Source organism: Sporomusa sp. KB1 (assembly GCF_007830295.1).
Lineage (GTDB): Bacteria > Bacillota > Negativicutes > Sporomusales > Sporomusaceae > Sporomusa.
This window is the reverse complement of record NZ_VLKC01000002.1, coordinates 94023-118422: the sequence shown is the minus strand read 5'-3', so window position 1 is coordinate 118422 and position 24400 is coordinate 94023. Positions and strand designations below refer to the sequence as shown.

The window sequence follows — 24400 nt, the reverse complement described above, 5'->3', positions numbered from 1 at the left end:
ATAATGCATCTGAGTCCAATGGAAAAAGATAAACTTCTAATTTTCGTTGCCGGGCAGGTAGCCCGTGAACGCCTGAACCGGGGGCTGCAGCTCAACTATCCTGAGGCTGTGGCCTTGATAACAGCAGAATTGCTGGAACGCATTCGCGATGGTTATAGTGTGGCTCAACTTATGGACCTGGGGACTAAAATTTTAGGCCGTGATCAGGTTATGGAAGGCGTGCCGGAAATGATTGATGAAATTCAGCTGGAAGGAACTTTTCCTGATGGCACAAAGCTGGTTACCGTGCATCATCCCATTCGTTTAGCAGGGAGGCCATAATTATGATACCAGGTGAACTAAAGTTGGCAAATGCAAGTATTCGTGCTAACTGTAATCTTGTAATAGATCGAATAGCTGTAGAAAATACTGGCGACCGGCCAATTCAGGTAGGGTCTCACTTTCACTTTTTTGAGGTTAACCGCTACTTAGTATTTGATCGAACTAAGTCCTGGGGGCTGCGGCTTAATATTCCCTCAGGGACTGCTGTTCGTTTTGAACCTGGCGAGAGCCGCACAGTAGAACTTGTAGAGTTTTCCGGCAGCGGCCCCTGGTTTGGTGCCAATAACTTAACTGCAGGTTCGACCAACAGGCAGCAATGCATTGACAGGGCCAGAGAAAAAGGATTTGTAAAATAGCTTTCAGTGAGAGCCAGGGGGGATTATAGTGAGTTTAACAATGACACGGCGGCAGCATGCCGATATGTACGGGCCGACGACCGGTGATAAAATAAGATTAGCCGATACCGAGCTATGGGCCAAAATTGAGAAAGACCTGACAAAACCCGGTGATGAAGCCAAATTTGGCGGCGGCAAGGTCATACGTGATGGTATGGGACAAGACCCGGAGGCTCTCGCCGAAGCCATGGACCTTGTGATCACCAACGCGGTAATCATTGATCATTGGGGTATTATCAAGGCCGATATTGGAATTAAAGACGGTCGAATTTACGGCGTAGGTCAAGCTGGCAATCCGAAAACTATGGCTGGTGTCAATCTTTCTATCGGGGCCGGTACAGAGGTGATTGCCGGCGAGAACCACATTGTTACAGCTGGCGGCATAGATTCACACATCCACTTCATTTGCCCCCAGCAAATCGAAACAGCCATTGCTTCAGGAGTCACTACCATGCTGGGCGGTGGCACTGGCCCGGCAGCAGGCACCAATGCCACCACGTGCACACCAGGTGAATGGAATATGTATCGCATGCTTCAGGCGGCAGAAGCGTTTCCGATAAATCTTGGCTTTTTTGGTAAGGGAAACAATTCGTGTCCTGAGCCTTTAGTCGCCCAAGTTAAAGCGGGAGCAATCGGTCTCAAATTACACGAAGACTGGGGTTCTACTCCGGCAGCCATTGACTGTTGTCTAAGGGTGGCTGATGCATATGATGTCCAGGTTGCCATTCATACCGACACGCTAAATGAAGCCGGATTTGTAGAAGATACGATTGCAGCTATCGGCGGCCGTACAATCCATACCTTTCACACCGAAGGAGCTGGCGGCGGACATGCACCAGACATTATTACGGTAGCTTCACTGCCGAACGTCCTGCCATCTTCAACGAATCCTACCAGACCGTTTACAGTAAATACCCTGGAAGAACACTTAGATATGCTGATGGTTTGTCATCATCTTGATAAAAACGTGCCGGAAGATGTTGCTTTCGCTGATTCGCGCATTCGCCCGGAAACAATAGCTGCAGAGGATATCCTTCACGATTTGGGTGTTATCTCCATGATGTCATCAGACTCTCAGGCAATGGGCCGGGTCGGGGAGGTCATTATCAGAACCTGGCAGACAGCCCATAAGATGAAGTTGCAGCGGGGAGCATTAGCAGGGAACAATTCAGATAGTGATAACCACCGTATTAAACGGTATATCAGCAAATACACTATTAATCCGGCGATAACTCACGGTATTAGTCATATAGTCGGCTCGGTAGAACAAGGAAAACTAGCCGATCTGGTATTGTGGCAGCCCAAATTTTTTGGTGTTAAGCCAGCCCTGGTTATTAAAGGGGGCTTGATCATGAATGCTGCTATGGGTGATGCTAACGCTTCTATTCCGACACCACAGCCTGTCACCCAGCGGCCGATGTTTGCTGCTTTTGGTAAGGCTATTGCCAGTTGTGCAGTTACTTTTGTTTCGCAAGCTGCCGATACTGCTATGCTAGCAGAGCAGCTCAAGCTGGAGAAAACGCTAGTGCCTGTTGTTAATTGCCGCAATATTAGCAAGCAAGATATGAAGCATAACTTTGCAACACCTGACATTTCAGTAGATCCGGAAACGTATCAGGTTACAGCTGATGGCGAGGCACTTGTCTGTGAGCCATTGTCTGTACTGCCTATGGCTCAGCGGTATTTTCTGTTTTAATAGAAGCGAATGTAAGAGGGAGTTAGTCGAAATGATGATTCGTCAAGTTGTAGGTAAACTAGCTGATTTAAAACTTGATCATCACTGTGACAGTACGGACTTGACCATTGAAAGGCTAGTACTATCCTGGGATGAGCTTCACAAAAGAATTTTGCGCAAAACTACTGACGTGGGCCGGGATATTGGCATACAGCTGGAGACCGGACATTTACACCCCGGCGATATTTTGCACCGCGAGGGTAATCATATCATTATTGTGGAAGTCAAAGCAGAAGCTGTTTTAGTTGTGGCTGTCAGCACTATGCGTACTATGGGGTTAGCAGCCCACGCAATCGGCAACATGCATGCACCGATCGAAATTACTACCCAAACAGTGATTACACCCTATAATTCTGTTTTAGAGGATCAGTTGCAAAAGCTGGGTTTAGCAACACAAGTAGAAAATCGCCCTTTTGCCCCATGAACAAGCCTTCATTACAGGCCGGACTGAGGCTCATGCAGCTTGCAGATTCAGCTTTTCCTTCAGGAAGTTTTACACAGTCCTTTGGGATGGAAACTTTTATTCAGCGTGGTGATATTACAAACGGACAACATTTGACTAACTATATGCAGACTTACCTCTACTATACTTGGCGAGCCACAGACTTAATGGCTATTAAGCTTGCCTGGCAAGCAGGCAGAATGTCGAATATGAACAAGCTGGCTGCTTTGGATAAACGGCTTCATGCAATGAAACTACCTTATGAAAGCCGGGAGGGCAGTGTTAAAATGGGTAAGCGCCTACGGCAAATTTTAGGTGAAATTGATCCAGCGTATCAGCTTGATAGTAAGCTGCCCTGGTGCCATCATGCGATAGTATTTGGCCACTATGGTGCAATGGGTATGGAGCTCGCGCCGCTATTGGCCGCCTATGCTCATGCTACTGTTGTATCTTTAGTTGCTAATGGAGTACGGGCCATTCCACTGGGGCAGACTAGCGGCCAGCAAGTCATTGCTCAGCTTCAACCACTCGTGGAGCAGTGTATTGACTGGGTTTTAACGGCAACAGAACAGGATTGGGGCGGTAGTGCCCCTGCCTTTGACTGGGCTGGTATGGCCCATGAAGGCTTATATTCACGAATATTTATGTCATAGGAGGCCTGGGTATGAAACCCATTCGAATTGGCGTAGGCGGTCCGGTAGGTGCGGGGAAAACAGCGCTGGTAGAAAAACTAACCCGCTATTTGGCGGCCGATTTTAGCTTAGCTGTTATAACTAACGATATTTTTACTAAAGAAGATGCGCAATTTCTCTGTCACAACGGTATTTTGCCGCCTGACCGTATTATTGGTGTCGAGACAGGCGGCTGTCCCCATACAGCCATACGGGAAGATGCTTCGATGAATCTGGAAGCAATGGAAGCGTTGCTAGAGCGTCATCCTGACTTGGAAATTATTTTCGTCGAAAGCGGCGGTGATAACCTTGCTGCAACCTTTAGCCCCGAACTTGTCGATGTGGCCATTTACATTATTGATGTCGCGCAAGGAGAAAAGATTCCCCGCAAAGGCGGCCCGGGCATTACTCGCTCAGACCTGCTGGTTATTAATAAAATTGACCTGGCCCCGTATGTTGGTGCCAGCCTGGAAGTTATGGCCAGCGATTCTCAACGCATGCGTGGTGAGAGACCGTTTTTGTTTACAAATTTAAAAACCGAAGAGGGACTGCAGCAAGTGTTGTCTTGGATTCGTCACAATGTCATTATGGAGGATATTGCCTGATGTTAGCCAAGTTAAAGCAGGGAATTGTTCAAGCTGAGGTAGCGGCAATAAATGGCCGTAGTGTGCTTAGTTCTTTAAGGCAGCGTATGCCGCTCCGGGTATCTAGTCCGCTGTATCCTGTCAGTGAACAGACAGTAAGTTTTTTTATCATGAATCCTGCCGCTGGTCTTCTTCAAGGAGATCAGCATTCTATTTATGTACGGGTGAAAGAAAATGCGCAGGCTGTCATAATGGGGCAGGGCGCTACAAAGGTTTTCCGTTCCCCCAAGCGCAACTTTTCCAAGCAGTTTACAACAATATGTGTAGAGGCTGGTGCGCGGCTGGAGTATATGCCGGAAGTTATCATTCCCTTTGCGGAAAGCTGCCTGTTAAGTAGGACCAATATCCTGGTTTCAAGCCAGGCATCGGTACTGTTTTGGGAAATTAATGCTCCCGGACGTTCAGCGCGGCAGGAGCGTTTCGCCTATAGCAAACTGGACCAGCAGACCAATATCTATATTGACCGGGAGCTTATCTTCAGTGACCGGTTTGTGCTTGAGCCGTCAATCGTTCCGATTGAGCTACAGTCATGGAACAACCCTCTTGGCCTGGTACATGACTATACGCATACTGGTACTTTTTGGGTTATTAACCCTAACGTCAAGCAGGAAATAGGCTATGTGCTGCAGCGAAATACTGAAGTAGAGGAAGGCTATCTTGAAAAAATAGCTAACAAATACGGTGTGCTATTAGCAGGTACTAAGCTCACCAAGGAGGCCTATTGTTTTCGTGCATTAGGACGTAATGCAGACAATATTCAAGAAGCCTTCAAAGAGTTATGGCAGGTTTTCCGCAAGCGTTTATTTAATGAAGCTGCCTGGCCATGGCGAAAATATTGACAATCATTGCTATGGCTGAGAGTTTACCAAACACAATCACAATAAATTAATCCGATAAGTAAGGGAATAAATTTATGAATTATAGTATAAAGACCTGCAGACCAGCGAAGTGATTACCCGCTGGTTTGATTTTGCCAGGAATGCCAGGACTTGCGGCCAACGCAAGCCTAGTTAATTAATTGATAGCAGGGAGCAAGCCTATGACGCCAAAGAGGTATTTGGATTTAGGAATAAAACTGGTTAGAAGGGGCGACTGGGAAAATGCAATTACGGCCTTCTGTACAGCGATAAAGTTAGAGCCACAATATGCACCGGCCTATAATAACTTAGGCCTGGTTTTAAAAAATACTGATCGCTTGCAGGAAGCAGAAGCTTGTTTTTGTCGAACAATTGAACTGAATCCAAATGATTCGCATGCTTATAATAACCTGGGTTTAGTTTTAATGGATTTTGGTAATTTGCAGAAAGCAGCGGAATGTTTTCGTAAAGCGATTGAATGTAAGCCTAATTATCCGGCATTCTACAATAATTTAGGCATTGTTTTAGAAGCGACGTACCAGCTAGCTGAAGCAGAGGCAGCCTATTGCCGTGCTATACAATTGAAGCCGAATTTTCCGGAAGCCCATTATAATTTTGGTACATTTTTGAGAGTTACTAAGCAGTTCCAAGAAGCAGAGGTTCATCTTTGTCGGGCTGTCGAGCTACGTCCTACTTATTTTGAAGCAAATTTTTCACTAGGGAATTTATATTTATTACGGGGAGAGTTTGAGAAGGGGTGGGAAAAATACGAAAAGTCACGGCGAAAAAGATATGGGTATAGGCAGATTGATATACCGCACTGGCACGGAGAAGATTTAACGGAATGCAGTATTTTACTATGTTGGGAATATGGATTTGGTGATACTCTACAATTTGTCAGATATGCGCCAATGGTCGAAAAATTAGCGTCGAGAACGAGTTTATGGGTTCAAAAGCCATTGGAACGTTTGCTATCGGCCGCATACCCTGATTTGACAGTTTATACAGGCGAATGTCTGCCACCAGCGCACTACGATTATGTTTGCTCCTTGCTTAGCCTGCCAGTGATATTTAATACCTGTACGGAAACCATTCCGCCGGCTGTTCCCTATGGAACGGTTAAAAGTACAACTGCAAGAACTTGGAATGAAACTCTGAGCAAGGTCGACAATGATAAAATGTACAGGGTTGGAGTGGTTTGGGCTGGACATCCCAAGCATCTCAACGACGCGAAGCGGTCAATCCCGTTTGCTGTATTTCATAATTTGTTTGACATTTCCCGTGTTAGCTGGATCAGCCTGCAAGTTGGATCCAGAGCGGAAGACTTACTTGGCCCGGCATACAAGGTAAGCGATTTTTCAAGCGAACTTGTTGATTTCATGGACACGGCAGAATTGATAGAAACTCTTGATTTAGTGATAACTGTTGATACAGCTGTGGCGCATTTGGCAGGAACTATGGGGAAAAAGACGTGGGTACTTTTGCCTTTTGATCCTGATTGGCGTTGGCAATTAGAGCGAGAAGATAGTCCATGGTATCCGGCAATTAAACTTTTTCGGCAGCGTAAGCTTGGTGATTGGCAAGAAGTAGTGGATAGAGTTAAGAACGCTTTACAGGAAGAGCTGATGTAAGTTAATGAATTAGGTATCAGTGCTGGGAGGGGGCGAAGTAAAAATTACCAGTTTAGAGATGAATTCTCGCAGACACGGAACAATGGAAAATCCGTACTTGCTTTTTTCAGCAGGTACGGATTTTTTTGCTTACATTTACAGATGTGATCTTTTTGCTTCGGAAAAGGCCTTCATTTTTCGATACAGTACTGTTCGGCAAATGCCTAGTCGATCGGCTGCTTTGCCCATTTGAAAATTGCATACTTTTAAAACACTATCAATATATTGTTCTTCAAATTGGCGCATGGCCTGTTTTAGTGGACCATAGTTTTCTTGTGAGTTCATATAGTCGCAGTTGGGCTGTGAAATCTGTTTTGCCATGCCGGACATTGCCGCTAAGAATTGAGTGGAATTGTCCTGGATGTTGGCAATTACGTATTTTTCCACCTCATTGCGTAGTTCTCTCACATTTCCCGGCCAATCATAGTGTTGAAAAGTGCTTAACGTGTTACTATCCAGGTTGGTACTCAGATTGTATTTACTATTAAAATCTTTCAGAAATTTCAGGGCCAGCATGGCAACATCTTCCGGTCTCTCACGTAAAGGCGGCAGTAACAGGCTGAGTACATTTAGGCGATAAAAAAGATCTTTGCGAAAAGTTCCTTCTTCGGTCATCTGTTTTAGGTTCTTATTTGTTGCGGCAATAAGTCGGAAATCAATTGTGCGATTTATACAACTGCCAACGCGGCGAATCTCGCCTGCTTCTAAAACACGCAGCAACTTAGCCTGCAAGACAAGGGGTAATTCAGCAATTTCATCCAGGAACAAGGTTCCGCCATCGGCTGCTTCAATCAAGCCGATTTTTCCCTGAGCATGAGCGCCGGTAAATGCCCCTTTGTCATAACCAAAAAGCTCTGCTTCGGCTAATGATTCTGATAAAGCAGCACAGTTTATGGCAATAAACGCCTTCGCAGAACGGTTGCTTTGACGGTGGATATACTGCGCCAGTACTTCTTTGCCAGTGCCTGATTCTCCGTACAGGACAATTGGACTATCGGTCTGGGATATTGTCGATGCTATGCGCAGTATGGACTTCATGGCGCTACTTTCAGCGACAATGTTCTCAGGGGCTAGGACCAAGCCACGGAAAGTACCTGTCTGGACATTTTTCAGGCCGGGGTTACTTATTGGGGTTACGTTGCGGGATGGGTTTGGCACACAGGTAGTTAACAGATAGAGGAGCTCACCCTTATTGTCAAAAACAGGCGTACTTATTGCTAATAATTCCGCTTCGAATTTAGTTGTAACCAAGCCCTGTTCGATACGCCGGTTTTGGGCGGCCTGCAGTGTATAAGAGGTACTGATATTGCCATTACGTATAAGTTCGCGCATGTTTAAATGCAGTAATTGCTCCATAGGTACGCCGATAGTTAAAGCTGCTTTGGTATTGGAAAGTAGCAGATAGCCTTTTTTGTCGGTAACGAAGATTATCTTTTCTTTGGTTGGGTTAGCAGATTTGTCAACCTCTTGCGGCATGAAACAAATTGAGTTTTGAGGCATAAAACACCTCCCTCCCAATATGAGATCGTCAAAACGCATTTTGTTTTATACCAAGTAACTATAAGGTACGACGTTGTATAGACAAATTCCTTCCTCTATTGCGGAAAAATTATATTGTTCAGAATATAAGAAAATGTTGCAAAATAGTCACTTTTCACAAAATGATGTTGCAAAATAGTCAATATAATTGTGTTAATTGACTTTACAAATACTGTAGAAAGCAGTAGTGATGGGAGTTTTCAATTATTGGCATGGAAATTGCTTTATAGTAATGCGCAAATAAAAAAAAGGAGGGGTATACATGGCGAGTGAGCAAAAATTTTATGGTTGGAAGCTGGTTGGGGTGTTATGGACCTTATACTTGCTCAATATGGGTTTTCCGCTGTACGGCGGTGCTGTTATCAATTCCTTCATGCTAAAGGAAATACCCATGGATCGCACTACTTACGGCTTAGGTTTTTCGTTGTTGAATTTATTTGTTGGTACGTCGGCCATTCTTGTCGGGATGGCAATTACTAAGTGGGGCGTTCGCAGGACATTTGTTATTGGCTCAGGTTTGCTGGCCGTTGGTACATTATGGATGGCGCAGGTTGCCACGCAACCCTGGCAGTATTTAGTAGGGTTTGGGTTTTTGGTTGGTTGCGGTCTTGGTTTTGGCACGATTGTGGCATTATCGACAACCGTTACCCGCTGGTTTGTTACATTCCGGGGAAGAGCCATGGCTTTGGCCATGACCGCTTCGGGCTTCGCTGGCTTTATTGGTGCGCCGGCCATGAACCAGCTGATCGCAGCTAATGGGGGCAACTGGCGGTTAGCCTGGCTGGTAGTTACCGGAATTGTTGTTATTAGTGCTATGATTGCCTGGTTCTTTGTGAAAGAACGTCCGCAGGATATTGGCCAAGTTCCTGATGGCCAAGCTGCGGCGGTAACGGTAGCAGCAACGCCTGTAACCAACGCCTTAGTGACGAAGTATATCTGGGAACCGGCTGATGTATATAAGTCGATTACCTATTGGTTGACAGTGCTGGCTGCGGCTGCTAGTCAATGGCCGTTTTTCTTTTTTACCGCCCACTGGATTATGCATTTGAAAGGCAAAGGAATTTCGTCGGCAGATGCGGCGTTTGCCATGGGGATGTTTACCATGGGGGGGATATTTGGACGGCTGATAAGTGGTTGGCTCATGGATAGAATGGCGGCTCGCTATGTCTTCATGTTAGGCATTTGCTGTTACTTTATCGGCTCGTATCTTGCTGTCCAGGCTGCTCCTGGCATGCTGATGGCAGCCTATGTAGCAGCTGTGTTTTATGGTGCGGGTTTTGGCTGGTCTTTTGTGGCTCAAAACACCATGCTGGGCAACTTTTTTGGTCCGGCGGCCTTTCCTAAGATTAATGGCATGCTGCAGGCAATCTCTGCTGTCGTTGTTTCCGGTGCCGGTGTAGTTGGAGGGAAATTGTTTGATTCTTTTCAGAGTTATACGCCGGCATTTCAGCTTAATGCGGCTATCGGCCTGGCAGGGATTATTTGTCTGATCTTTGCAACTATGCCTAAGCCGCCGGCTGCCAAGTGTTCTGAAAATGGTTAGCGATTCGGAACGTAATAGTAAAGTAGCTAAAGTGGAAGCTGGCTGCGGTTTAATGGGACCGGTACGTTGGTGTTCGGCGTATGGTACCATATGAAAATATAATTTTGGATTAGTGAGGAGTAGATTATGATGAAAACAGCACAACAATTACTTGCGGAACGTACTGAAAGATTGAAAAAAACGATTGCCTTTGAAAAAACCGATCGTGCACCGGTTATACTTTCGGGAGATGCCGTTTTTGCTAAGCATGTAGGCATGAAGCTATCAGAATTTGTCTCAAACATGAAAGCCTCGCATCAGGCAATTTTATCATCATTTAAAGATTTAGGCGATGTGGATGGAACAGGTAGCACTTATGCGACAGCCACAATTTTTCCGTTAATTTTTTATTCGAAAGTCAAATTGCCTGGGCGTGAGCTTCCTGATGATACTCCGTGGCAGCTTGATGAGCAGGAATTGATGACAGTGGAAGATTATGATACCATTTTGAATAAAGGCTGGAAAGCTTTTAGCGAGGATTATTTGAAAAATCGAATTGGCTTTGATCTTGATTCGATCCGTGCCCAATTGGCAGATGTTCCGCAATTTATCAAAGATTTTGAGGCTGCCGGCTATCTGGTATATTCCCCCAAAGCATCCTCCACAGTTAATGAATTTTTGGGTGGCGGGCGGTCATTTCCAAAATTGATGCGAGATATGTTTAAAATGCCTGACAAGGTTGAGGCTGTTTTAGATGTCATTCTTGAAGAAAATCTGGCAGATTTACGCCAGCAAATACGAGCCATTAAACCTTTAGTTGTCTTTATGTCACCGGCTCGGGGCGCTAGTGAATTCTTTTCTCCGAAAATCTGGCAACGATTTGTCTGGAAGTATCTAAAGGCAGCTGCTGAGGCAATTATTGAAGAAGGTGCGGTAGCCGACCTTCACATTGACGGTAACTGGGAACGCGATTTGGAATTTTTCAAAACCTTACCTAAACAGAAATGCATCTTTGAGTGCGATGGCGCTACCAACATCTATAAAGTGAGAGAGGTTCTTGGTGACCACATGTGTATTAAGGGGGATGTCCCGGCTGCCATGTTAGCTCTTGGTACTCCTGACGACGTGTATAACTATTCCACCAAATTGATTAAGGATATGGGAAAAGGGTTTATTCTTGCTTCCGGGTGTACGATACCGCCAAATGCGAAATTTGAAAATGTTAAGGCTATGGTTGCTGCCGCTACCGGTAAATAATACTTTATCCTGCCGCCATCACCAGTGAGCAGTTGCCGCCTTTTCAAGGCAGTACACTGAGAACGGATTTTGCTGAGTTTTTCTAAATATAGATAATTAAACAAATTCTAAAGAAACTCTAAAAATTGCGTGGTATATTCATCTTAGGTAAATAATTACACAGGTAAATTACTTTACCTAAAAGCTTTATCGAAGATGGGAATACTTGGTAGAGTTATTACAATGTGATGGAGGTTTTCCAAATGAAAAAGAGTTTACTTATTTTAGGGTCGTTTCTTGTTTTGAGTGCAGGCACAAGTTTTGCTGCTGCTCCACTCAATAACCTGGCTAACGAACAAACGGCGGTTGGCGCAACTGGTGACACGGTTTACATTGAACATAAATTTGGTGACCGCTTTACGCTTGGGTATCAAGCCAGCGACCGTGATTACTATGGTGATATGAAGGACGTTTACGGACAGTATCAGTTTTCCCAGAATGTCCGAGGTATTGTCGGCAATCGGAATTTTGATTATCATGATTCAGAGATGTATCTGGGGTTAGGTCTGCAGGGGGCATTAGCGCCGAAAATTGACGGATCTGCTGCGTTTATTGCCGGCGATGAATTTAAGGAAGTACAAATAGGTACTGCTTTTCAATTAGCTAGCAATGTTGATCTCAATGTTACATATACCAATTTTATGCCTGATGAAGGCCGCGATAAAGATCAAGTTGAAGTTGGTGCAACCTTTAAATTTTAACCAAACGCGGTGCAGTGCATAATTCCCATGTGTATTCCTGCGCTTTAGGATTCAAATTCTCAGATATATTGCTGGGTCTCGTAGAGAACAGGCGATTATTTGCATAGAAAACCTGGTTCTTTGCTGTATAATGTGCAATACATTATTACAGCAAAGAGCCAGGTTTATGTTTGTTCAACTGCAAAATACTCTGTATTAACTTTTATGAGTTTGTTTGACTCAAGTTGGACACCATGGTATAATCTTACATGGTAAATTGATAAAATAGTAAAAGTGTGCTTATAAATTAAAAAAATTCGTAGATAGAGGCAAAGACGCCGTGAAAGTTCGAATAGTAGAAATGCGAATACACGGTTTTTTTATTTTTTCTGTTATAATTTGAAATATATTTGCTCTTTGGCGGGAGGATTACTAAGTGGTACTATTCATTGTTAAACGTATTATCAGTTCCATTCCAATATTATTAGGGGTAACATTACTTATCTTTATACTTTTACATATTGTTCCAGGGGACCCGGTGACCTTGATGATGAATGACCATGTTGATCCTGATACGATAGCGCGGGTGCGGGCTCAAATGCATTTGGATGAGCCAATTTATGTACAGTATTTTAATTTTGTATGGGATGCACTGCATGGCGATTTTGGTGTTTCCTATAAGATGAACAGGCCTGTTGCGACATTACTGTTAGATGCTTTTCCTAATACCTTAGTATTGGCAACAGCGGCTATGATTTTTTCCTGGGTGGTCGGGGTTCCGGCAGGAATATTGTCTGTTGTTAAAAAATATTCTGTTATTGATTATTTTTTTATGGGTAGTGCGTTACTCGGTGTATCTATGCCTGTCTTTTGGTCAGGCCTTTTATTGCAGTACATTTTTGCCTTTACACTGGGCTGGCTGCCTGTTTCGGGTTTTGATAATCCGCTTTGTCTTATTATGCCTGCAGTGGTTTTGGGTTGGGGGGCGGCAGGGACGATTGCCCGCTTAACTCGCTCCAGCTTGTTGGAGGTTATGGGCAACGATTATATTCGAACAGCTAGAGCCAAAGGTTTGTCAGCTCTTGCTGTTCTTTTTAACCATGCGCTCAAAAATTCATTTTTACCGGTAGTAACGGTTATGGCGATCCAAGTTGCTTCCATGCTTTCGGGATCAGTTATAACCGAGACTATTTTTAGCATTCCGGGAATAGGGCGTATTGCGGTTAATGCCATTCAGACCAGAGATTTGCCGCTATTGCAGGGCTCCATCCTTTTTACTACCTTGTTGGTTATTTTAGGTAATCTGGCAGCTGATATGATGTATTTTTTCTTAGATCCACGCATTAAAAATAAATGAGATGCAAAGATATATAATATATTGTTTACGAGTGTTTATTTTTATTATAAAATAAAGATAAACACATTTTTATTTAAAACATGCATTGATATTTAAAATATTGTATAGAATAAACAAGTAAATAAAATTTAATTTTTAAAGATCAAGTGTGTATTCGGAGGTGTAATATTATGAATACGGTAAAACATACTAGTCGGTTAGTTGAATTTCGGCGCATTCCTGTGAGCAGCCAAGGGCAGGTTACTTTGCCAAAAGCAGTCCGTGAGCGCCTGGGCATTATGGCAGGGGGCTCCCAACGCATTAATATTTTTGTTAAACCTGACGGTATAATCGTCATCGAACCTGAACCGACAATCAATGATCTATTTGGGATACTAAAACCGGTGGCTCCGATGAAGCCCGCGAACATCAAAGAGCTTAGAGGAGCTATGTCAAATGAGAGTGCTGCAAGACTTGGATATGATGTTGAAGAGTAGGCGTAATACAAATAGTATAATTGCGGTTTTAGTCACATATTATGCCGATTCTGAGTTATCTCCTGGAAATTTATGATTGCATGAACAGGTTGAATATGCTAATATAAATTTATGAACTTCAATTAAAAGTAGGAATAAGTAAAAATTGAATTCTAAAAATAGGAGAATCGAAAGCTTAGGGGGCTGCGTCAAATGAACGAGCCACAAGATTTGGATACGATGTTGAAGAGTAGGATTGATACAAATATCATAATAAGATTTTTAGTTGGCGATGGCGGAGATCATGCCGGTAAAGCACGTGATTTGTTTAAACGGGCCACTGAAGGCGAAGAAAGTTTAGTTTTGTGTGATACGGTTTTTATCGAAACCGTATTTGTGTTGCAAAGTTATTATAAACATAACCGTGCAGACATTGCCAAAGCTTTAATTGCCTTAATACGGTTACCGGGAATTGAAACAGAGACTGAAACAGCAACACTTGCGCAAGCGTTAGAGTTTTATGAAATCAAGGGTGTTGACTGGGCTGATGCTATTGTTGCTGCAAAAGCAAAGGCCGCCGATCAACCAGTGTACTCTTTTGATAATCATTTTGATAAGTTCCGTGGAGTTAAACGAAAGCAACTGTGATAAATTGTATGCTTTTCTGCTCAGGGATAGCTTGCTTGTGATTAAGATGATGTAAGAATTTTGGATAGCAATCAGGCTTTCTTGACTAAAAAAATGTTTTACAATATACTAATTTACAGTGTCGTGCTAATGGGATAGCGCGTGGATTGAAACAATTAGATGTAGGAATGCTAGATTATTCCGAGTTGTCTCTTGGAAGTTTATGATTGCAAGAGCGACTCGGATATGCTAGTATTTGAATTTACATCTTCAATTACATGTATGATAATAGATATTATAAGTGGTTTTACAAAAATAATCTTTTTAGGCAAAAAATTACAGGAAAGTAAACTATCTTGCGAGAAAGTAGACAATAAATACCAAGGGAGAGGATGCTGTGAGGAAAAACTTTATTGCGTTTGATTTTGAGACAGCCAATTTGCAAAGCCATAGCGCTTGTCAGCTGGGCGTAGCCGTAGTGGCGAAGGGCAGGATTGTGATGGAAAAGTCCTGGCTGATTAGGCCGCCAACCAAAGTATTCACTTTTTCCTATTTGCATGGCATTACATATTCAATGGTGAGAAACCAACCGACATTTGTTGGCCTTTGGCCGGAGATCAGGCCGTTTTTTGAACATCAGATTGTCGCTGCCCATAATGCTGATTTTGATATCGGTGTGCTGGCGGCAACGCTGGCTCACTATGGTCTGTTTATGCCTGAGTTTTTTGTTATTGATTCGTTGGCGGTAGCGCGAAGCGCTTGGCCTAAGCTCAGGAATCACAAGTTGTCAACGGTTGCTGCTCACCTTAATGTGGCGTTGACTCATCATGATGCGGGCAGTGACGCGAAAGCCTGCGCAGAGATCATACTGAGGGCCGGACAACAGCATGTGGAAATTAATCATGTTATTAACCGGCCGGCGCAGGAGAGTCTTGATCTGTTTGGTGGTGATTATTAATGGAAGATAAGCGGAAATATTATGGACACACAAAAGAAGACCCTGTGACCAAAAATGTGCTGCCCAAAACGGACTGGCAGCTGTTGTTAGATCATTTACAATCAGTGTCGCGATTGGCTGAAGAGCGGGCGGGAAAATTCGGTGCAGGCAAATTGGGGAGCATTGCCGGACTGGTCCATGATCTAGGCAAATATTCCGTGGAGTTTCAAAACCGCCTCGAACGCAAATCGGCCAAAGTGGATCATGCGACAGCTGGGGCGCAGGCTGTCTATAAATGGTATGGTCCAATGGTTGGCGGTGCACTGGCCTACGCCGTGGCTGGACATCACGGCGGTCTGCCCGACGGTGCTAAAGGGAATGAAAAAAACCTGCCAGGCCGCTTGAAGAAAACGGATATTCCTAACTATCAGGCTTATATACAGGAGCTTGTGTTGCCGGGGCTAGTGGAAACAGATCTATCAAGTATACCCATCCCTAAAACAAAAAATATGGCGGCCTTCAGCCGGGCTTTTTTCATTCGCATGCTGTATTCCTGTCTGGTAGATGCTGATTATTTAGATACAGAAAGCTTTATGACGCCAGACAGGGCGGCAGCAAGAACAGAAACCGTTTCTCTGGCAACACTGCTGACGCGGCTGAATGTGCAACTGGATAAGCTGGGCGAGCGCAGCCGTGAGCAGCCTTCCACGATCAATACCGCCCGTCAGGGCATTCTGGCCAATTGCGTGGCAATGGCGCAGCAGGCGCCGGGTCTCTTTACCCTGACGGTGCCAACAGGTGGGGGTAAGACTTATTCCTCACTGGCCTTTGGCCTTAATCATGCGGTGAAATATGAGAAAGAACGTGTGATCTATGTTATACCCTATACAAGCATTATAGAGCAGAATGCTCAGGTCTTCCGGGAAGCGCTGGAGGAGGTCGGGGCTGTTGAACCGGTGGTGCTAGAGCATCACAGCAGCTTTGAATATCCGGATATGTCTTTTGAGGACTGGAATCCTGATGAGAAAGCCCACCGTTTGGCCAGCGAGAACTGGGAAGCGCCAGTGGTGGTAACAACGTCAGTGCAGTTTTTTGAGTCGCTATTTGCCAACAAAGGCTCCCGTTGCCGTAAGCTACATAATATGGTTAACAGTGTTATTATTCTGGATGAAGCACAGATGCTGCCTGTCGAATTTTTGCAGCCTTGCCTGTGGGCTTTGGCAGAACTGGTGCTTAATTATGGTGCAACGGTAGTGTTGTGCACAGCGACTCAGCCGGCAGTCAAGCCATTGCTCCCTGCTGGACTTACGCCGATAGAAATTATGCCTAATCCTAAAGAGTTGCAGCAGATTTTTAAGCGGGTGACAGTGGAATACGCCGGGGCAATGACTGATGAACAAGTGGCGGCTGCTATGGCGGACAAGCAGCAGGTGCTCACTATTGTCAATACCCGGCGGCATGCACGGCTATTATTTGACAGGCTGCAGCAGCTAATGCCTGAAGGCAATTACCATCTGTCAGCCCGTATGTGTCCGGCTCACCGCAGACAGGTGCTGGATGCTATCAGGGAAGCGCTAAAACTAGGCAAGCCGTGTCGGGTAGTGTCAACACAGCTTATTGAGGCCGGTGTGGATGTGGACTTTCCGGCAGTGTTCCGTGCGGCGGCAGGACTGGACTCAATTGCCCAGGCGGCAGGGCGCTGCAACCGGGAAGGACGGCGACCGGAAGGTGGCAGGGTGATCGTGTTTGACCCGGAAAAACATGGTATGCCAAGCCGGGGGAGGTTTCAAGAGGTTGCCAGTATTGCTAAAGAGGTTATGCGCCGGGCTGCCAGGAACAGCGAGGATGTCCAGTCGCCGGAAGCTATCGAATTCTATTTTCGTGAATTTTTTTCAGAAGAAGAAAAATACTTGGATGCCACGGGTATCATCCAAAGTCTGGACGCAGGCAAAAGGGAACTGGCCTTCCCTTTTCCTGAGATTGCTGAGAAGTTTCAACTGATTGATAGTGCCACCTTCCCTGTTGTTGTTCCCTGGGATACACGGGCCGAAGAGTTAATGGATGAGGCCGAGTATCATCCGTTTCCTGCCAGCCGGGCGCGGAGCCTGCAACCTTATGTGGTTCAGATATATCAGCACGAACTAGCGGCTCTGGAGAAAAACCGGGCCATCAAACTTGTGGGCGGGATTTTACGGTTTATAACAGATCGAAGTTTTTATGACGATTGCTTTGGTCTGAAGGATGCCGGGGAGGTGAAAGCAGCGCAGGACGTATGGATATTCTAAACGAAAGGAGCTTGACATGGGATATGGAGTGAAGCTTAGGGTGTGGGGAGAGTATGCGTGCTTTACCCGGCCCGAGATGAAGGCCGAACGGGTGAGTTATGATGTGATAACTCCATCGGCAGCCAGAGGGATTTTTGAAGCCATTCACTGGAAACCGGCTCTGGTTTGGCGGATTGATCGCATTCATGTATTAAAACCTATCAAATTTGATTCTATCCGACGCAATGAGGTAGAACATAAAATTTCAGCAAGAAATGTTAAAACAGCCATGACAGGTGGCGCGATTGATCTTCATCAGTATGCGGCCGAAGAGCGGCAGCAGCGGGCGGCGCTAGTGCTGCGGGATGTGGAGTATGTCATCGAAGCCCATTTTGACCTGACCGATAAGGCGGGCGAGGGAGATAATGCCGGTAAGCACTGCGACATTTTTACGCGACGTGCCAGGGCGGGCCAGTGCCATATGCGTCCCTATTTTGGCTGCCGTGAGTTTCCGGTGCACTTTACTTTGCAGGAGGAGGCAGTGCCGGATTCACCGCTTATAGGGGAACAGGATTTGGGCTGGATGTTGTGGGATATTGATTTTGCCAACAACATGGAACCGATTTTCTTTCGTCCGGTCATGAAAAACGGTATTATTGACACCTGTTTGCAAAAGGGGGACAGACTGTGATTCTGCAGGCTTTAGCGGAACATTATCAGCGCCTGGTGGAAGAAGAAAATTCCGGTGTGGCGCCGCCTGGGTACAGTCCGGCCAAAGTGTCGCATGTGATATTGCTTGATGAGTCGGGCAATTTGGTGGATATTCGGAATATCGCCGTACCGAAAGGGAAAAAACAGCTGCCTAAGGTTTTGCTAGTGCCACAGCAGGTTAGCCGTACCTCTGGTGTTGCCGCCAATATTTTGTGTGACAGTGTGGCGTATGTGCTGGGAATTGAGCGAAACAAACAGGGAGAAGTGCAAGGTGCTGTTACTAAACAGGCAGAGTTTAAAACAAAAAACTCCTCGTTCCTGGCTGAAATCAAAAATGTGGGTGCACAAGCAGTCAATCACTTCTTAGAGGCATGGAGTCCGGAAGCGGCGCTGGCTCATCCGCTTGTTATGGAAAAGTTGGAGGAACTGCTGGCTGGCAGCAATGTCGTATTCAAACTGGACGGGACACCGGGATATATTCATGAATCTTCGGCTGTTCGCGAGGCCTGGGCCAGTCGTGAAGCAGGAGATGAACCTGAAATACAAGGGCAGTGTCTGGTGAGCGGCGATGTATTGCCCTTGGCCCGGATTCATCCGTTGATTAAAGGTATAGCCGGTGCTCAGACCAGCGGTGCGGCGGTGGTATCCTTTAACATTGATTCTTTTACTTCCTACGGAAAATCGCAAAGCTACAATGCCCCAGTCAGCCAAAAGGCGGCGTTTGCTTATGGCACAGCGTTGAATTATCTTCTTGCCAGTACGACCAATAAGGTGCGTCTTGCCAATATGGTCATGGTATTTTGGGGGGACCGCAAGGGGAGCAAACGGGAAGAAGCCACCCTGGCCTGGAGTCTGAATCCGGTTCTTGATGACGGGGAGGAAGAGGGTGAGGGCACCCGGGAGATTGACCGTAACGCTGCCCGGCAGGCTGAAATCATTCTTAAGAACGTAAAGGCAGGTTTGCCGGTACAAGAACTCGATTTTGACGGGGATACGCGGTGTTACCTCTTAGGGCTGGCTCCTAATGCTGCCCGTTTGTCAGTACGTTTTTGGCAGGTCAGTACCTTTGGCGAGATGATTGGGAAAATTGCGCAACACTACCGGGATCTGGAGATTGCCGGCATGGAGCGCTCCGGCGGCTGGATTGCGCCCTGGCGCCTATTGAAAGCTCTGGCTGTACAGGAAGATAGCGGCAATATTCCGTCATTGCTTGAAGGGCAACTGGTAAAAAGCATTGTGTCTGGTCAGCCCTATCCCCGGACGTTGTACAACCTGGCGATCAACCGTTGCCGGACTGGCGGTGAGCATGGCGGCGTGACCATGATCCGGGCGGCGGTGATTAAGGCGTGTTTACTTAGGCAGTACCGTAGTCAACACCCAAATGAAAAGGAGGATATGATTACCGTGAGTTTAGAGGAAGACAAACCTACAAATACGGCTCGTGAATTAGGACGGTTATTTGCTTTGCTGGAGAAAGTACAAAGAGAGGCACAAGGTCAACTTAACGCCAGCATCCGGGACAAGTTTTTTGCTTCAGCATCAGCAACGCCCAGAGCGGTATTCCCCTTATTACTTCGCTTATCACAGTATCATATAAAAAAATCGAAATATGGAAAAAGCATTGATAATAAAATGCAAAAAATATCAAGTCGTTTAAATGATTTTCCTGCACATCTCAATCTCGAAGAACAGGGTCAGTTTATCCTGGGGTACTATCATCAGCGAGAATTTGGCAATTATGCTAAAAATGAAATAAATCAAGAGGAAGGGAAGGATGAGTAAAATGAGCAATCCCATAGATAAACGGTATGAATTTGTCCTCTTTTTTGAGGTGGAGAACGGCAACCCTAATGGTGATCCTGATGCTGGCAATATGCCGCGTATTGATCCTGAGACCAGTCAGGGACTGGTTACCGATGTATGCCTTAAGCGCAAAGTCCGCAATTATATTGATTTAGTGGCCGATGATAAAGAACGGTTTGATATTTATGTTCGGGAAAATGCTGTACTCAATTTGGTAAATGAAGAGGCCTATAAAGCGCAGGGACTTAAATCGGAAACTAAGAAGCTGCCTAAAGATGCAGATCAAGCCAAATTGATTACCTCTTATATGTGCAATCGCTTTTATGATATTCGCGCTTTTGGTGCGGTTATGACGACAGAGGTCAATTGCGGTCAGGTACGCGGCCCGGTGCAATTTGGGTTTGCCAAAAGTATTGACTCAATCGTACCGCAGGAAGTGACGATTACCCGCATGGCGGTTACTAATGAAAAGGATGCCGACAAGGAACGCACCATGGGGCGCAAGCACATCATCCCCTATGCGTTGTATCGTGCTGAGGGCTATATCTCAGCGCCGCTGGCGCAGAAGACTGGCTTTTCCGGGGATGATCTGGAACTTTTTTGGCAGGCATTGTTGAATATGTTTGAGCATGACCACTCGGCGGCGAGAGGCAGGATGTCCAGCCGGAAGCTAATCATTTTTGAACATGCTACGTCCCTGGGCAATGCTCCGGCACACAGGCTGTTCGAACTGGTAACCGTAAAACGTAAGGATGAGATAAAGCCGCCCCGGGCTTTTAGCGATTACAAAATTGAAATCAACCATCAAGACAAACCTGCAGAAATCGCTATTATAGAACGATGATACCTGACGTATCTGCGGAAGAGTACTTATTATTGTCTGGCATTCAGCATATGGCTTTTTGTGAACGTCAGTGGGCGCTGATTCATGTAGAGCAAGTCTGGGCTGAAAATGTCCGGACAGTGGAAGGCAAACACTTGCATGAACGGGCAGATGATCCATTCTTTGATGAAAGCCGTAAGACGGTGCGGATTGTGAGGAGTATGCCGGTCGTTTCAAGGCAGCTTGCGTTGCGCGGCGTAGCCGATGTGGTGGAGTTTCACTATAGTAAGACTATGATTGATGGTGAAACCTGCCAGTTGAAGGACCGCGATGGTTGGTGGTGTCCGTTGCCTGTTGAATATAAGAGAGGTAAACCTAAGAAAGATGACCGCGATGCAGTACAGCTTTGTGCGCAGGCGGTGGCGCTGGAAGAAATGCTCGGTGTAACGATAACTTCAGGGTGTCTCTTCTATGGTGAAACAAAGCGGCGGGAGGCGGTTGAATTTACTCCGGCTTTACGGCAGCATACGCTGGAATTATCCCAGAAAATGCACCAGTTCGTCAGAGATGGCATAACACCCAAGGCGAAAAAGGGGAAACGATGTGCCCAATGTTCGCTGGTGGATGATTGCCAGCCTTATTGGATGCTGCGCCACCGTCCGGTGGCGGCATATTTGGCGCGAATGTGCAGTTTGGAGGCGGATGAATAATGAGGCGGCTTTTGAATACGCTTTACGTGACTATGCCAGATGCCTACCTGGCTTGTGACGGTGAGAATGTAGTGATTAGAGTGAAGGATGAGACAAAATTCCGCGTTCCTGTGCATAATCTGGAAAGTATTATTTGCTTTGGCTTTGCGGGAGCCAGTCCAAAACTTATGTATCTATGCTCTGAGCGGGGTGTGGCTTTGTCATTTCTGACCGAATATGGCAAATTTATGGGGCGCGTAACCGGCGGTATTTCAGGAAATGTGCTTCTCAGGCGGGCGCAATACCGCTGGGCGGATGATCCGGCTGTTTCCACCCGGCTGGCCCGGCGATTCATTGCCGCCAAGATCATGAACAGCAGGGCGCTGCTGCATCGCTTACGGCGCGATCATAAAGAAAACGTCGATGATCTGGCGCTGGACAAAGCGATTAGTTGGCTGGCGGGAACGGTGGACAGGCTGGAAAAGGCGGGTAACGGTGATGTGATACGCGGTGTAGAGGGAGAGGCAGCACAGGTTTATTTTTCGAATTTCAATCAGCTGATTCTAAGCCAAAAGGAAGAATTTCATCTGTCCAACCGTAACCGTCGACCACCAACAGACCGTATTAACGCCTTATTGTCGTTTTTGTATACATTGTTGGCTCATGATGTAACTGCAGCTTTAGAAAGCGTTGGTCTTGATCCGCAGGTGGGCTTTTTGCATCGCGAGCGTCCGGGCAGGCCTAGCTTGGCTCTAGATATTATGGAAGAATTGCGGCCGCATTTTGCTGACCGGCTGGCAGTAACACTCATCAACCGCAAACAGATTTCAGCCGATGGTTTTGTCGTGAAAGAAAACGGCGCGGTGATTATGGAGGAAGACACCCGCAAAGAGGTGTTGACGGCCTGGCAAAAAAGAAAGCAGGAAGAAATTACGCATCCTTATTTAGAAGAAAAAATTTCACTGGGACTTGTGCCTTATGTGCAGGCTTTACTATTAGCCCGGCATATCCGGGGTGATATAGAAGATTATCCGCCATTTTTCTGGAAGTGAGGAGAAACAATGCTGGTTTTGATTACCTATGATGTAAGTGTCACTACTGATGCTGGTAAAAGGCGGCTCCGCCGGGTGGCGAAACAATGTGTAAACTATGGGCAACGGGTGCAAAATTCGGTTTTTGAATGTCTCGTTGATCCAACACAATTTGCCGAACTTAAGCATCGTTTGGAAGCGATTATTGATGTTGAGACAGATAGTCTGCGTTATTATTTCCTAGGAAGTAACTGGAAAAGTCGTATTGAGCATGTTGGTGCCAAGACGGCTTATGATCCGGAAGGCATCTTGATGATCTGATGCGAACCCTAAGTGAACATTATTTTTCCGGAATATTCGCAGTGCTGATGCTGTAAGGATTTTGAGCAATTTAGATAAGAAATTTACTAATTTTAAAGGCGATTTTATTTGGTTCGCACAAGTAGAGGCTGCAGAGCTTGATTTTAGTGGCTTTGTAAGACTTGCAGTCGCGCTCCTTGCGGGCGCGTGGATTGAAACCAACATATGAAGCATCAACCTCACTGCCGGGACGTCGCGCTCCTTGCGGGCGCGTGGATTGAAACATACATACTAGGTGAAAAAGAATATGGGTTTATGTCGCGCTCCTTGCGGGCGCGTGGATTGAAACACTATTACCGCCAGTAGATCCACCACCAGAACGTCGCGCTCCTTGCGGGCGCGTGGATTGAAACTTCTTTCTCTCCGAAACATTCAAACGGAATTTTGTCGCGCTCCTTGCGGGCGCGTGGATTGAAACTTGTGCCACTGACATTGCATTTGTTGCCGTGGGTCGCGCTCCTTGCGGGCGCGTGGATTGAAACATGTTTAGTGGCGTAAATTCTCCAGCAAGGTCAGGTCGCGCTCCTTGCGGGCGCGTGGATTGAAACTCCTTGGCGAAAGATTCCATTAGCGTTAAGTATGTCGCGCTCCTTGCGGGCGCGTGGATTGAAACTCGGTTAGATCCCCACATTAAAATACTGTCTGAGTCGCGCTCCTTGCGGGCGCGTGGATTGAAACACAACGTTACAAGTGTACCGGCAACGGCTGGACGTCGCGCTCCTTGCGGGCGCGTGGATTGAAACAGAAAGCTGCTGGAAAGAAAGATAGGACCGGAAGGTCGCGCTCCTTGCGGGCGCGTGGATTGAAACTTTTTCTTAGGACACCATTCAGGGCGACAATCAAGTCGCGCTCCTTGCGGGCGCGTGGATTGAAACACAAATACTAGCATTTTATCGACATTATTTTTAGTCGCGCTCCTTGCGGGCGCGTGGATTGAAACTCCCAAAACGCGTTTGGGTTAAACTTTAAATCCGTCGCGCTCCTTGCGGGCGCGTGGATTGAAACATTCAGCAATCAATGCGTGCGATGCGCAAAAACGTCGCGCTCCTTGCGGGCGCGTGGATTGAAACTAATAGCTGACTTATCCCATCTCTTGCCGTTGCGTCGCGCTCCTTGCGGGCGCGTGGATTGAAACCACTCAAGCAGTGTCCGAAATGTTACGGCGCTGTCGCGCTCCTTGCGGGCGCGTGGATTGAAACCTGTAAGAAAGTAGGTGAAACAACATTGAAAAAGTCGCGCTCCTTGCGGGCGCGTGGATTGAAACTGTGTTACTGGTCGTCGTAGGCCGAGGGATGAAGTCGCGCTCCTTGCGGGCGCGTGGATTGAAACACTAATTCTCGGAAGCCGCAAACCGGAAGCTAAGTCGCGCTCCTTGCGGGCGCGTGGATTGAAACCGATATTCCATAGTACCGTAGTAATCTTCCGGCGTCGCGCTCCTTGCGGGCGCGTGGATTGAAACTTCATCCTGCCAAATTTCAGTTTCCTTATCTTGTCGCGCTCCTTGCGGGCGCGTGGATTGAAACAATCAGTTATCGGAGGCAATAAATGATACACGAGTCGCGCTCCTTGCG

General features: G+C 46.2%; 23 protein-coding genes and 1 CRISPR repeat array. Of the genes, 22 read left to right on the top strand and 1 reads right to left on the bottom strand.

Annotated features, from left to right (window positions below):
- Positions 1–3 precede the first annotated feature (3 nt).
- The 8 genes from SALPA_RS04370 (at position 4) to SALPA_RS04335 (ending at position 6696) form a co-directional block, all read left to right on the top strand.
- Complete coding sequence (locus tag SALPA_RS04370; protein WP_145090125.1) at positions 4–321, top strand: urease subunit gamma; 318 nt, start codon at positions 4–6, stop codon at positions 319–321.
- A gap of 2 nt (positions 322–323) precedes the next feature.
- Complete coding sequence (locus SALPA_RS04365) at positions 324–677, top strand: urease subunit beta (RefSeq protein WP_145090122.1); 354 nt, start codon at positions 324–326, stop codon at positions 675–677.
- Positions 678–705: 28 nt separating this feature from the next.
- On the top strand, positions 706–2412 hold the full coding sequence (gene ureC / locus SALPA_RS04360; protein WP_145090119.1) for an urease subunit alpha: 1707 nt from the start codon (positions 706–708) through the stop codon (positions 2410–2412).
- 31 nt (positions 2413–2443) lie between these two features.
- Complete coding sequence (locus SALPA_RS04355; protein WP_186450902.1) at positions 2444–2875, top strand: urease accessory protein UreE; 432 nt, start codon at positions 2444–2446, stop codon at positions 2873–2875.
- Complete coding sequence (locus SALPA_RS04350) at positions 2872–3546, top strand: urease accessory protein UreF (protein ID WP_145090113.1); 675 nt, start codon at positions 2872–2874, stop codon at positions 3544–3546. Before SALPA_RS04355 ends, SALPA_RS04350 begins: the two co-directional genes overlap by 4 nt.
- Positions 3547–3557: 11 nt before the next feature.
- Positions 3558–4169: an urease accessory protein UreG gene (gene ureG, locus SALPA_RS04345; protein ID WP_145090110.1), complete on the top strand. Its 612-nt coding sequence runs from the start codon at positions 3558–3560 to the stop codon at positions 4167–4169.
- On the top strand, positions 4169–5047 hold the full coding sequence (locus SALPA_RS04340; protein ID WP_145090107.1) for an urease accessory protein UreD: 879 nt from the start codon (positions 4169–4171) through the stop codon (positions 5045–5047). The genes ureG and SALPA_RS04340 overlap by 1 nt, the downstream gene beginning before the upstream one ends.
- Positions 5048–5247: 200 nt before the next feature.
- Complete coding sequence (locus SALPA_RS04335; RefSeq protein ID WP_145090104.1) at positions 5248–6696, top strand: tetratricopeptide repeat protein; 1449 nt, start codon at positions 5248–5250, stop codon at positions 6694–6696.
- A gap of 135 nt (positions 6697–6831) precedes the next feature.
- On the opposite strand, the gene SALPA_RS04330 is transcribed toward SALPA_RS04335, so the two are convergent.
- Positions 6832–8235, bottom strand: coding sequence for a sigma-54-dependent Fis family transcriptional regulator (locus tag SALPA_RS04330; protein ID WP_255450773.1), 1404 nt, complete (start codon positions 8233–8235; stop codon positions 6832–6834).
- Positions 8236–8536: 301 nt separating this feature from the next.
- Here SALPA_RS04330 and SALPA_RS04325 point away from each other — a divergent pair, with 301 nt between their 5' ends.
- The 14 genes from SALPA_RS04325 to cas2 all read left to right on the top strand — a co-directional run bounded on the left by SALPA_RS04325 (position 8537) and on the right by cas2 (position 22790).
- On the top strand, positions 8537–9817 hold the full coding sequence (locus SALPA_RS04325) for an MFS transporter (protein ID WP_145090101.1): 1281 nt from the start codon (positions 8537–8539) through the stop codon (positions 9815–9817).
- A 126-nt stretch (positions 9818–9943) separates the two neighbouring features.
- Complete coding sequence (locus SALPA_RS04320) at positions 9944–11053, top strand: uroporphyrinogen decarboxylase family protein (RefSeq protein ID WP_255450772.1); 1110 nt, start codon at positions 9944–9946, stop codon at positions 11051–11053.
- Positions 11054–11295: 242 nt separating this feature from the next.
- Positions 11296–11793 carry a hypothetical protein gene (locus SALPA_RS04315; RefSeq protein ID WP_145090098.1) on the top strand — a complete coding sequence of 166 codons (498 nt, stop codon included), beginning with the start codon at positions 11296–11298 and terminating at the stop codon, positions 11791–11793.
- Positions 11794–12208: 415 nt separating this feature from the next.
- Positions 12209–13129: an ABC transporter permease gene (locus tag SALPA_RS04310; RefSeq protein WP_145090097.1), complete on the top strand. Its 921-nt coding sequence runs from the start codon at positions 12209–12211 to the stop codon at positions 13127–13129.
- 170 nt (positions 13130–13299) lie between these two features.
- Positions 13300–13605, top strand: coding sequence for an AbrB/MazE/SpoVT family DNA-binding domain-containing protein (locus SALPA_RS04305; RefSeq protein ID WP_145090094.1), 306 nt, complete (start codon positions 13300–13302; stop codon positions 13603–13605).
- A gap of 192 nt (positions 13606–13797) precedes the next feature.
- Complete coding sequence (locus tag SALPA_RS04300) at positions 13798–14232, top strand: PIN domain-containing protein (protein WP_145090091.1); 435 nt, start codon at positions 13798–13800, stop codon at positions 14230–14232.
- A 376-nt stretch (positions 14233–14608) separates the two neighbouring features.
- Positions 14609–15169 (top strand): 3'-5' exonuclease, encoded by a 561-nt coding sequence (locus SALPA_RS04295; RefSeq protein ID WP_186450900.1) that lies wholly within the window; start codon positions 14609–14611, stop codon positions 15167–15169.
- Positions 15169–17433: a CRISPR-associated helicase Cas3' gene (gene cas3, locus SALPA_RS04290; RefSeq protein ID WP_145090085.1), complete on the top strand. Its 2265-nt coding sequence runs from the start codon at positions 15169–15171 to the stop codon at positions 17431–17433. Before SALPA_RS04295 ends, cas3 begins: the two co-directional genes overlap by 1 nt.
- A gap of 16 nt (positions 17434–17449) precedes the next feature.
- A complete protein-coding gene (cas5c, locus tag SALPA_RS04285) occupies positions 17450–18103 on the top strand; it encodes a type I-C CRISPR-associated protein Cas5c (protein ID WP_145090082.1) in 654 nt (217 codons plus the stop codon).
- Positions 18100–19905 carry a type I-C CRISPR-associated protein Cas8c/Csd1 gene (cas8c, locus tag SALPA_RS04280; protein ID WP_186450899.1) on the top strand — a complete coding sequence of 602 codons (1806 nt, stop codon included), beginning with the start codon at positions 18100–18102 and terminating at the stop codon, positions 19903–19905. The genes cas5c and cas8c overlap by 4 nt, the downstream gene beginning before the upstream one ends.
- A gap of 1 nt (position 19906) precedes the next feature.
- Positions 19907–20770 carry a type I-C CRISPR-associated protein Cas7/Csd2 gene (gene cas7c, locus SALPA_RS04275; RefSeq protein ID WP_222428154.1) on the top strand — a complete coding sequence of 288 codons (864 nt, stop codon included), beginning with the start codon at positions 19907–19909 and terminating at the stop codon, positions 20768–20770.
- Positions 20767–21459, top strand: coding sequence for a CRISPR-associated protein Cas4 (cas4, locus tag SALPA_RS04270; protein ID WP_145090074.1), 693 nt, complete (start codon positions 20767–20769; stop codon positions 21457–21459). Before cas7c ends, cas4 begins: the two co-directional genes overlap by 4 nt.
- On the top strand, positions 21459–22490 hold the full coding sequence (gene cas1c, locus SALPA_RS04265) for a type I-C CRISPR-associated endonuclease Cas1c (RefSeq protein WP_145090071.1): 1032 nt from the start codon (positions 21459–21461) through the stop codon (positions 22488–22490). The genes cas4 and cas1c overlap by 1 nt, the downstream gene beginning before the upstream one ends.
- A gap of 9 nt (positions 22491–22499) precedes the next feature.
- A complete protein-coding gene (gene cas2, locus SALPA_RS04260) occupies positions 22500–22790 on the top strand; it encodes a CRISPR-associated endonuclease Cas2 (RefSeq protein WP_145090068.1) in 291 nt (96 codons plus the stop codon).
- 166 nt (positions 22791–22956) lie between these two features.
- Positions 22957–24352: a CRISPR direct-repeat array (repeat unit 32 nt; unit sequence GTCGCGCTCCTTGCGGGCGCGTGGATTGAAAC).
- Positions 24353–24400 lie beyond the last annotated feature (48 nt).

What these genes read in the sequence shown, in the direction of transcription:
- SALPA_RS04370 (WP_145090125.1), top strand. Translation starts at nt 4, where the DNA reads ATGCATCTGAGTCCAATGGAAAAAGATAAACTTCTAATTTTCGTTGCC.
- SALPA_RS04365 (WP_145090122.1), top strand. Translation starts at nt 324, where the DNA reads ATGATACCAGGTGAACTAAAGTTGGCAAATGCAAGTATTCGTGCTAAC.
- SALPA_RS04355 (WP_186450902.1), top strand. Translation starts at nt 2,444, where the DNA reads ATGATGATTCGTCAAGTTGTAGGTAAACTAGCTGATTTAAAACTTGAT.
- SALPA_RS04350 (WP_145090113.1), top strand. Translation starts at nt 2,872, where the DNA reads ATGAACAAGCCTTCATTACAGGCCGGACTGAGGCTCATGCAGCTTGCA.
- ureG (WP_145090110.1), top strand. Translation starts at nt 3,558, where the DNA reads ATGAAACCCATTCGAATTGGCGTAGGCGGTCCGGTAGGTGCGGGGAAA.
- SALPA_RS04340 (WP_145090107.1), top strand. Translation starts at nt 4,169, where the DNA reads ATGTTAGCCAAGTTAAAGCAGGGAATTGTTCAAGCTGAGGTAGCGGCA.
- SALPA_RS04335 (WP_145090104.1), top strand. Translation starts at nt 5,248, where the DNA reads ATGACGCCAAAGAGGTATTTGGATTTAGGAATAAAACTGGTTAGAAGG.
- SALPA_RS04330 (WP_255450773.1), bottom strand. Translation starts at nt 8,235, where the DNA reads ATGCCTCAAAACTCAATTTGTTTCATGCCGCAAGAGGTTGACAAATCT.
- SALPA_RS04325 (WP_145090101.1), top strand. Translation starts at nt 8,537, where the DNA reads ATGGCGAGTGAGCAAAAATTTTATGGTTGGAAGCTGGTTGGGGTGTTA.
- SALPA_RS04320 (WP_255450772.1), top strand. Translation starts at nt 9,944, where the DNA reads ATGATGAAAACAGCACAACAATTACTTGCGGAACGTACTGAAAGATTG.
- SALPA_RS04315 (WP_145090098.1), top strand. Translation starts at nt 11,296, where the DNA reads ATGAAAAAGAGTTTACTTATTTTAGGGTCGTTTCTTGTTTTGAGTGCA.
- SALPA_RS04305 (WP_145090094.1), top strand. Translation starts at nt 13,300, where the DNA reads ATGAATACGGTAAAACATACTAGTCGGTTAGTTGAATTTCGGCGCATT.
- SALPA_RS04300 (WP_145090091.1), top strand. Translation starts at nt 13,798, where the DNA reads ATGAACGAGCCACAAGATTTGGATACGATGTTGAAGAGTAGGATTGAT.
- cas3 (WP_145090085.1), top strand. Translation starts at nt 15,169, where the DNA reads ATGGAAGATAAGCGGAAATATTATGGACACACAAAAGAAGACCCTGTG.
- cas5c (WP_145090082.1), top strand. Translation starts at nt 17,450, where the DNA reads ATGGGATATGGAGTGAAGCTTAGGGTGTGGGGAGAGTATGCGTGCTTT.
- cas7c (WP_222428154.1), top strand. Translation starts at nt 19,907, where the DNA reads ATGAGCAATCCCATAGATAAACGGTATGAATTTGTCCTCTTTTTTGAG.
- cas4 (WP_145090074.1), top strand. Translation starts at nt 20,767, where the DNA reads ATGATACCTGACGTATCTGCGGAAGAGTACTTATTATTGTCTGGCATT.
- cas1c (WP_145090071.1), top strand. Translation starts at nt 21,459, where the DNA reads ATGAGGCGGCTTTTGAATACGCTTTACGTGACTATGCCAGATGCCTAC.
- cas2 (WP_145090068.1), top strand. Translation starts at nt 22,500, where the DNA reads ATGCTGGTTTTGATTACCTATGATGTAAGTGTCACTACTGATGCTGGT.